Raw genomic sequence first — 2,132 nt, forward strand, 5'->3', positions numbered from 1 at the left:
CTCCCACCTCCAACCTCCCACCTCCTTCCGGCTCCCCGCTCCCACCTCCCGTGCGTATGATGAGCCCATGGCCCCCTCCCGCCCGGCAGCGAAGCGGCACTTCACGTTCCGCCTGCCGCCCGGCGGCCTCGCCCGTACCGTTCTCCTCGGCGTCGTCATCGGGTTGGTCGCCGGCGCTGGTGCCATCCTCTTCTACGAAGCGATTGAGTTCGCCACGCGCCACCTCCTCGATGGTCTCGCCGGCTATCAGCCGCCGGCCCCACTCGGGGAAGGCTCCCTCGAGCACTCTGGCCCCGACCGGCGCTGGGCGCTGCCCCTCGTCGTCGCCCTCGGCGGCCTCGCCAGCGGCATCCTCGTCGCGCTCCTCGCCCCCGAAGCGGCCGGCCACGGCACCGACGCCGCCATCGGCGCCTTCCACTGGAAGAGCGGGCGTGTCCGCTGGCAGGTGGTCCCCGTCAAGCTGGTCGCCTCCGCGATCACGATCGGCTCGGGCGGCGCCGCCGGCCGCGAAGGCCCCACCGCACAGATCGGCGCCGGCTTCGGCTCCTTCCTCGCCGACCGCCTCGGGCTCCAGCCTGCCGAGCGTCGCCGCGCCCTGGCTGCCGGCATGGGCGCCGGCATCGGCGCCATCTTTCGCGCACCCCTCGGCGGCGCCATGATGGCCGCCGAAGTCCTCTACCGCCACGATTTCGAGGCCGATGTCATCCTCCTCGGCCTTATCTCGTCGATCGTTGCCTACGCCGTCTTCGGCGCCTACACCGATTACACCCCCATCTTCGGCGGTGCCGGCGGGTTCTCCTTCTCGCACCCGAGCGAACTCCCCTACTACGCCCTGCTCGGCCTCGCCGCCGGGCTGGTCGGCATCCTCTACGCCCGGGTTTTTTACGGCACCGAAGAGCTCTTCCAGCGGGTTCCCCTGCCCCGCTGGGCCCGGCCAGCCCTCGGCGGCCTGCTCGTTGGCGCCATCGGCATCGCCGCCCCCGAGGCGATCCACGTCGGCTACGGCTGGGTGCAGCAGGCCTTCACGCCGGAGGGAGTGCTCGCCTTCTCGCCATGGCTCCTCCTCGCGCTCCCCTTCCTGCGCATCCTCACCACCTCGCTCAGCGTCGGCTCCGGCGGCTCCGGCGGCATCTTCGGCCCCGGCATGGTCATCGGCGGGCTGCTGGGCGCCGCCTACTGGCGCCTCGGGCGCGACCTCCCCGGCTTCCCGGATGACCCCGGCCCCGTCGTCATCATCGGCATGACCGCCATGTTCGGCTCCATCGCCCATGCGCCGCTTGCCATGCTCCTCATGGTGGCCGAAATGACCGGCAACCTCTCCCTGCTCGCACCCGCGATGGCCGCCGTTGCCGTCGCCTCGCTCGTCGTCGGCGAAGAGACCATCTACCGCCAGCAACTCCCGACCCGTGCCGATTCGCCCGCCCATCGGCACCGCTTCGCCTTCCCGCTGCTCTCCGCCCTCCCCGCCCGCCAGGCCGCCATCCCCGTTCCCGTGCTGGCCGGCGAGCTCTCCGCGCCCGAAGCCCTCGAGCGCCTCCGCGAAGCCGGCACGCGCCACGCTGTGGTCATCCTCCCTGGCGGCGGGTTCGGCGAAGTCCAGGCCGCTGACCTCGAGGCGTCGCCCGGAGCCGCCGCCGCCGAGCTGGCCCGGCCGCTTCGCACCGCCGTCAGCGCCGAATGGACCCTCGACCGCGCCATCGACACCCTGACCGAAAACGAACGGCGCTGGCTCCCGGTCGTCGAAGAAGGGCAGCCCCCGGCCGTCGTCGGCCAGATCGACATGCGTTCGCTCCTCCGCGCCTACCGGCGGGCCGCTTCGCAGCAGCTGCGCCAGCTCGCGCCCATCGCCGACGACCTCGAAGCCATTGAAGCCGTTCTCCCGGCCGATTCCCCCCTGGCCCACCGGCGCCTCGCCGATTCCAACTTCCCCGCCGGCGCTCGCGTTGCTGCCGTCCAGCGCAATGGCCAGACCATCGTCCCTCGCGGCGAACTCATCCTCCTCCCCGGCGACCGCCTCACCGTCACCTGCACCCCCCGCGCCCGCGCGGCCGTCCTCACCCTCCTCCAGGCCCCCTGACCCCACCCCGCCCGCCGTCGGCGCGGGACTCCCACCTCCTACGTCCCACCTCCAA

At 72.7% G+C, this 2,132-nt stretch carries 1 protein-coding gene; it reads left to right on the forward strand.

Going from position 1 to position 2,132, the window contains the following annotated elements:
- Window positions 1-67 precede the first annotated feature (67 nt).
- A complete protein-coding gene (locus VAE46_RS11480; protein ID WP_322797074.1) occupies window positions 68-2,077 on the forward strand; it encodes a chloride channel protein in 2,010 nt (669 codons plus the stop codon).
- The last annotated feature ends 55 nt before the right edge of the window (window positions 2,078-2,132 follow it).

Origin of the sequence: Tepidiforma sp., from assembly GCF_034433535.1 — a bacterium.
GTDB lineage: Bacteria > Chloroflexota > Dehalococcoidia > Tepidiformales > Tepidiformaceae > Tepidiforma.

Bases quoted from the DNA above. Each gene is read 5' to 3' on its own strand.
- VAE46_RS11480 (WP_322797074.1), top strand. From the start codon at position 68: ATGGCCCCCTCCCGCCCGGCAGCGAAGCGGCACTTCACGTTCCGCCTG.